Source organism: Actinomycetota bacterium (assembly GCA_040755895.1).
In the GTDB taxonomy this organism is placed as follows: domain Bacteria; phylum Actinomycetota; class Aquicultoria; order Subteraquimicrobiales; family Subteraquimicrobiaceae; genus Subteraquimicrobium.
Genome location: JBFMAG010000047.1, coordinates 1 through 4,756 on the forward strand (window position 1 = coordinate 1; position 4,756 = coordinate 4,756).

Annotated in this window: 5 protein-coding genes; all 5 read left to right on the plus strand. The window is 45.1% G+C overall.

Annotation, left to right across the window (positions count from 1 at the left end):
* A partial coding sequence (locus AB1466_02360) for a tetratricopeptide repeat protein (protein MEW6188946.1) occupies nt 1–220 on the plus strand: 220 nt, incomplete at its 5' end.
* Between the two features lie 395 nt (nt 221–615).
* Nucleotides 616–1,275: a tetratricopeptide repeat protein gene (locus AB1466_02365; GenBank protein MEW6188947.1), complete on the plus strand. Its 660-nt coding sequence runs from the start codon at nt 616–618 to the stop codon at nt 1,273–1,275.
* Nucleotides 1,275–1,952: a tetratricopeptide repeat protein gene (locus AB1466_02370; GenBank protein ID MEW6188948.1), complete on the plus strand. Its 678-nt coding sequence runs from the start codon at nt 1,275–1,277 to the stop codon at nt 1,950–1,952. Before AB1466_02365 ends, AB1466_02370 begins: the two co-directional genes overlap by 1 nt.
* Before the next feature lie 17 nt (nt 1,953–1,969).
* A complete protein-coding gene (locus tag AB1466_02375; protein MEW6188949.1) occupies nt 1,970–3,208 on the plus strand; it encodes a cytochrome c3 family protein in 1,239 nt (412 codons plus the stop codon).
* 271 nt (nt 3,209–3,479) lie between these two features.
* Nucleotides 3,480–4,445 carry a 6-bladed beta-propeller gene (locus AB1466_02380; GenBank protein ID MEW6188950.1) on the plus strand — a complete coding sequence of 322 codons (966 nt, stop codon included), beginning with the start codon at nt 3,480–3,482 and terminating at the stop codon, nt 4,443–4,445.
* Nucleotides 4,446–4,756 lie beyond the last annotated feature (311 nt).

Below are 4,756 nucleotides of genomic sequence, written 5' to 3' on the forward strand. Positions count from 1 at the left end.
CGCTCTGGCTTACCAAGGTAATTTTGAAAAGGCGCTCTCCGAGTGGAAAAAGACTTTGGCCATAAATCCCGGAAAAGTTGACGCTTATTACAACATGGGGTGGGTCTTTGAGAGAATGGGTCTGCTCTCCGAGGCTAAAAAGTCATATCAAAAAGCTCTTGAGATAAATCCAGCTTATAAAGATGCCAAAAGAGCCCTTGAACGCCTGCAACATCGCTAACCTCCTTCCCGAAATCCCCTCAAGGTTGTAAGCTGCGATGTCACAATTTGACCCTAAAATATACACTCTAAACCTTCGGAATCAATAGTCCTCATTTAAAAGCCATGTTTGCAAAATACCATCTGATGTGGGTTTCCTTTACATTTCCAGCCCATTCTGATATCTTTGTGCATGCAATTTGTGAATGAATTCGCTTACTAATTGTTAAGCTCGCTCTTCTAGGGTGGGACAAATTAGGGGGTTCCAAAGGGGCGTGCCCCCTTCAGTCAGCCCCGACAGGTCGGGGTGAGAAGGGGAGGCAGGGAGTCCCGATAAAATCGGGACGACCGTCGGAAGAGGGAAAGCAAAGCTGTTCCCCCTCCGAGTTTACACCCAGACCTTCTTAGGGAGGAATCATGCTATCAAAGGAAACCCAAGCCCCAGATTCACCTGAGAAAGTCAGTCCCATACTTGTTGGCATAATTTTCCTTCTTCTCATTGCCATTTTGACATTGGGAGTAATCATAGTTAAATCAGTTTTCTTTGGATCCAAAGTCCCTCAAACTGCTGCGGAGCGGGATGTATTGAAGTACGAAGCGGAGGTGAAAGCCAATCCCAGGGACGCGGAAGCCCACACCAAGCTTGGATTCGCCTACTTTCGATTGGGGAAGAATGAAGAGGCCATAAAAGAGTTAAAGAGAGCCATCAAACTCGGCCCCAAATCCGCAACGCCCCATTATTATCTTGCCCTGGTCTATCAAGCACGGGGCGAGATTAAAAAAGCGATCGACGAGCTAAATCTGGTTGTCAAACTCGACCCTAGGCATGAGCTGGCTTACTTCTGTTTAGGAAAGATACATTTTGAACAAAAAGAATACGATAAAGCGGTTGAAGCTTTCAAGAAGAGTATCGAGATAAGCCCGGTGACTGCGGATACCCATTATTATTTGGGCATGACCTATGAGAGGATGAGACAGAAGGAATTGGCTATAAGGGAATATCAAGAGGTGCTGAAATACTTGCCGGATCACGAGAAAGCCAGGCGAGCTTTAAGAAGGTTGAAAGAGGGAAAGTGATGAGGGCAAAGCATGAAAAGTGGGTATATATTCTATGGGTAACCATAGTTTTAATTCCCTTGGTCATTGCAGCCATTTACTTGGGTTCTTTGAGGGGAAAGGCTTTACATGATAAGGCAGCTGAATATGGTGGAAAAGGGGGGAAGCTCTTCAGGGAGGGTAGGTTAAAGGAGGCTTCGGAAGCCTTTAAAAAGGCGTTGGAGCTCAATCCCAAGGACGCCGGAATACATTATCAATTGGCCATGACCTATGAAAACATGGGGAAGACAAACCTGGCAATCAAACATTATAAAAAGACCATCCAGTTGATGCCCAAGGCACCTGAACCGCACTATAATTTAGCCGCAATGTATAAATCCCGGAATGAATTGGACAAAGCCATCAAAGAACTAAAGATCGCCATCGATCTTAACCCCAAATTTATAGGTGCATACTTAACCCTGGCTGAGTGTCTTATCTTAAAGGAAAACCTCGACCAAGCCGAAAAATACTATAGAGAGGTCCTGTCGAGTGGTAAGCAAAAGTTTGATCTCGTCGAGGCACATAATGGGTTGGCGAAGATTCATATAAAGAGGGGGATGATCGACGCGGCGATAGTAGAGTGGAAAAAAACGCTGAAATTGGATCCGGAAAATGAAGAAGCACGACGGGGGATCAAAGAACATGGAGGGGATTAGAAAGGAGTTATTTAGATTTGAATCGCGAGCAATCCCAAAAAGCGCCTCAAGAGCGCGAAGCACCGAAGATAAGTACCATATTATTAATCTTATTGCTGGTCTTAGTCATGGCCTTTACCTTATATTTTCTTTTTGTTTTCCTGAGGAGACCACCGAAACCCGTTGCTCCACTTGCCGTCAAGTTATGCCTTTCATGCCATACCGAGTTAAAAGCGAAGCTAAAGCTGGATTACACGCATCTGATCTTTAAGCGGGGAGAATGCATCGTTTGCCACATTCCTCACAATAAAATCAAGAAAACAAAACTTAGAGCGGCGAGGAAAGAGCTTTGCCTTGGCTGTCATCAACCAATCGCTCAGAAGCTGGGCAAACTGTATACGCATCTTCCCGTGACCAAGGGCTTCTGTACCGACTGTCACGATCCCCACGCATCTTGCCATAGGTATATTTTGAGAGAGTCTTCCCAAAAGATTTGTACCGCTTGCCATCCCATATTTCGCGATCTTAAGTTGGCTCAGGTTCATCCACCTTATGAAAAAGGCTATTGCGCCGACTGCCACGATGCTCATGGCTCGGATCATAAAGTTATGCTGATCATGGCGCAAAATCCTTTATGCTTCATGTGTCACCCCACAATCGCTCCGGATATTTTAAAACCAGTTCAGCACCCACCATATTTCAATGGTGAATGCACTGAATGTCATCATCCTCACGCTTCGAACATTAAACCTCTACTTCTGGCTGCTGAGCCCGATGTTTGCTATTTCTGTCATGGGGATATCGCAGAAGAGGTGCAAAAGCCATCTCATCACCCCATTGGTCTCACAATTGTGTGCCACGATTGCCACTCCCCTCACGGTTCCTATTTTTCGAATCTCACGCTCGCCTCCGGCAATGACTTATGCTATTTATGCCATCCGGATATTGAGACAAATTATGTGACCTGTGCCCATAACTTCGTCAGCCAGAGAAGGAAAGAGGGTTTTTGCACGAATTGTCATATGGCCCATGGTTCTGACTTTGAGCCTTTATTACTTTACGAATCCATCACCCTTTGTAAATCCTGTCACCCCTTAGGTCCACATCGGTGGAGCGACCATCCCTATGGCAATGGCTATATGGATCCACGGAGGGAAACACGACTTACTTGTGCCAGTACCTGTCATAATCCCCATGGAACAGGTAGGGTGGCTATGGTTCGCTGGTACCCGGATGAGCTTTGTTTGATCTGTCATTCCTGGAGAGAACTACCTTAATGAAGTAGCGGCAGCGCGGGTCTGCCTGCCGGTAGGCAGGGGGCTCGTCCCCGCTAAAGATCTTTTGTGGGCGGATAAAACCCGCTCCTACACTTTGTCTCTCATAGGGATTTTGTCCCCTAGAAACAGACCTAAGGTCTGTTAAGTTTGTTAAGGTAACGTCTAAAGACCTGTTTGTACAATAGATTATTTTTGCTATAATTTCCCTAAATGTAGCGCGGGGGCTCGTCCCCTGCAAAGTGGTGCTTCAAATTCAATATTGGAGGAAGCATTGAAGAAGCGACATTTTTTAATCATCGTCCTCGTCATTTTGCTTTTGATTTTGGCTGCTCTTTTCTATCTTTACCTCACTCTCGTCCGTCCCTCTCAAAGGGTTGTAACTCCAGAAATAAAGGGAATCGAACATCTATTTTCCATATATGGATATGGAGATAAGCCCGATCAACTCCTTTCAAGACCCCATGGTGTAGCCGTGGATAGAAAAGGAAATATTTATATATCCGATCAGAAGAATGACCGGATTTTGGTCTTCGACGAGAAGGGGAAGTTCTTATTTAAGTTTGGGAAGAAGGGGGAAGGCCTTGGAGAGTTTACTGCTCCTATGGGCATAGCGGTGAGCCCCAAAGGGCGCATCTATGTCACGGATAGATTACAAAGCAAGGTCTTCATCTTCGATTCCAAGGGAAAATTCATCAAAGAATTCCGAGTAATGATGCCCTTAATTCCCAGAATTGCTCACAATAAGCTTTATCTTACCACTTATGGTCACGTCATAATCTATGATCTTGATGGTAATGAGCTGGCAAAATGGGGGAGGAGAGGGAGGGACAAAGGAGAGTTTGATTTTCCCAATGGAATTGCCATTGGGAAGGAAGGAAATGTCTACGTCTCCGACTCAAACAATTTGAGACTCCAGGCTCTCGATAAAGATGGTGAGGTCTTGTGGGTAGTTGGTAAACCTTCCAAGGATATCTGGGCTCTCGAGAGGCGTTTTGGTCTTCCAGCGGGACTTGCCATAGATGAGGATCAGAGACTTTATCTCGTAGATGCCTTCCATTATTCCATCAGGGTGTTGACGAATAAAGGCAAAGAGCTGGCAAATCTAGGTGGAGAGCTAGGGGACAAACCCGGGCAGTTTTACTACGCCGCGGATATCGCTTATGCCGGCGATGGTGTTTTTATAGTTTCTGATAAATATAACGATAGAGTTCAAGTGGTAAGGGTAACCGTTGAATAGTATTAACATTAGAAACAGACCTTTAGGTCTGTTAATAACGGGTCTAAGGCGGGAGTTCATCTCCCGCCAATTAATTTTCTAAAAAAGAAGGATTTAGCAGAGGGAAGTAGAATAAAATTATGCGACTAGGTTCACAATCATTTTGGGTATAATAATGTATAACCAGAGATTTAGAGATTCTAGAAAGGGGGTGCAAGGGTGAGAAAATTTATAGCATTGTTCGTGGCAATAGCCTTTGTGCTTACCATATCTGGTGTTGCCTGGGCAGCGGGCTACAATGTGCCTCTGCAATATACGAGAGCAACCGGTTA

Coding starts and splice junctions, on each gene's coding strand:
- AB1466_02365 (MEW6188947.1), top strand. CDS start 616: ATGCTATCAAAGGAAACCCAAGCCCCAGATTCACCTGAGAAAGTCAGT.
- AB1466_02370 (MEW6188948.1), top strand. CDS start 1,275: ATGAGGGCAAAGCATGAAAAGTGGGTATATATTCTATGGGTAACCATA.